General features: G+C 73.0%; 2 protein-coding genes and 1 pseudogene. 2 read left to right on the forward strand and 1 reads right to left on the reverse strand.

Features of this window, described 5'->3' with window-relative positions; all coding sequences use genetic code 11:
* Positions 1–355 (reverse strand): annotated as a pseudogene (locus AC2W7A_RS12270) (SAM-dependent methyltransferase); the annotation flags it as partial.
* Positions 356–483: 128 nt separating this feature from the next.
* Between AC2W7A_RS12270 and AC2W7A_RS12275 the strand changes: the two are divergent.
* Both AC2W7A_RS12275 and AC2W7A_RS12280 read left to right on the forward strand, forming a co-directional pair.
* Positions 484–1,392, forward strand: a complete 909-nt coding sequence (locus tag AC2W7A_RS12275) for a YbdK family carboxylate-amine ligase (protein ID WP_485991590.1) — start codon at positions 484–486, stop codon at positions 1,390–1,392.
* The coding region (locus tag AC2W7A_RS12280; protein WP_485991591.1) for a glutamate-cysteine ligase family protein at positions 1,341–1,536 on the forward strand (196 nt) is incomplete at its 3' end. The genes AC2W7A_RS12275 and AC2W7A_RS12280, both read left to right, overlap by 52 nt.

Genomic DNA, 1,536 nt, shown 5'->3' on the forward strand with positions numbered 1-1,536 from the left:
CGCCGGCGGCGCGCAGCCGTGCGGCGTGGTGCTCCGCCACCGGCAGCCGGGTCGCCTGCTCCAGCCCGTCGCGGGTGAGCAGCATGTCCTGTGCCTGGGGGCCCAGCTTCGCGGCGGCCTTCGCGCGCAGGTTCAGCTGCGTCAGCACGGCGGCGACCGTCTCGGAAGGGTGGCCGGCGGCGCGCAGCCGGGAGGAGGCCGCCAGCGGGTCGGCAGCGTCGGCCGGATCCAGGGAGTCCAGGAGGGCGTGGCCGGCCGGGTGGAGCACCGGGTCGAGCGCGGTGGCGTCCTCAGCCGAGGACGCGGCGGCGGGACCGGTCCGGGGACGGACGGCCGCGGCCGGACCGGTGTGCACGGCCGGACGGGGAGGAGGTCATGCCCGCCACTCTACGGACCCCGGTGCGGCCGGTGCCCCGGACTGGCGGGCTGTCACTCGCATCACAAGAGGTCACGGCGGCAGTTCCCCGACCGTAGGATATGCGCATGACTCTGGACTTCGCACGCTCTGAGCAGTCGACCCTCGGGATCGAGTGGGAGCTCGCCCTGGTGGACGCCGCCACGGGAGACCTGCGCGCCGAGGCGCCCCAGGTGATCGAGGCCATGGCCCACGCGGCCGGCCTGGAGGACGCGGAGGACAACCCGCACGTCACCGCGGAGCTGCTCGAGAACACCGTGGAGCTGGTCACCGGCGTCCACCGCTCCGTGGACTCGGCCGTGCAGGAGCTCGGTGGCATCGCCGGAGACGTGCTGACCGCTGCGGAGGCCCGCGGCCTGCACCTGTACTGCCAGGGCTCCCACCCGTTCGCCGAGCCGTACATGCAGAAGGTCACGGACAAGGAGCGCTACGGCCGCATGGTCGAGCTGACCCAGTACTGGGGCCGGCAGATGCTCATCTTCGGCGTGCACGTGCACGTGGGGCTGGACGACGTCACGAAGGCGATGCCGGTGGTCAACGGCCTGGTGAACCGCTTCCCCCACCTGCTGGCACTCTCCGCGTCCTCCCCCTACTGGGCGGGCCTGGACACCGGCTACCAGTCCCAGCGCACCCTGATGTTCCAGCAGCTGCCGACCGCCGGCCTGCCGTTCCAGTTCGACCGGTACGAGGACTTCTCCGCCTGCGTGGAGGACATGGTGTCCTCCGGGATGATCGAGGACCCCACGGAGTGCCGCTGGGACGTGCGCGCCGTGCCGCGGCTGGGCACCGTGGAGATGCGGGTGTGCGACGGCATGGCCACCCTCGAGGAGATCGGCGCGGTCACCGCGCTCACCCAGTGCCTCGTCCATGACCTGTCCGCGAGCCTGGAGCGCGGTGAGACGGTCGAGGTCCTGCCGCCGTGCACGTGCAGGAGAACAAGTGGCGCGCCGCCCGGTACGGCATGGACGCCACCGTGATCGTGGACGCCCGGGGCACCCAGGTCCCGCTGGCGGAGCACCTGCCGGCGGAGATCGAGCGACTGACCCCGGTCGCCGAGCGGCTGGGCTGCGCGGCGGAGCTGGCCGGCGTCCAGGCGATGATCGAACGACGGCGGCGCCGCG

Source organism: Micrococcus sp. LASM2_SD2 (assembly GCF_057364565.1).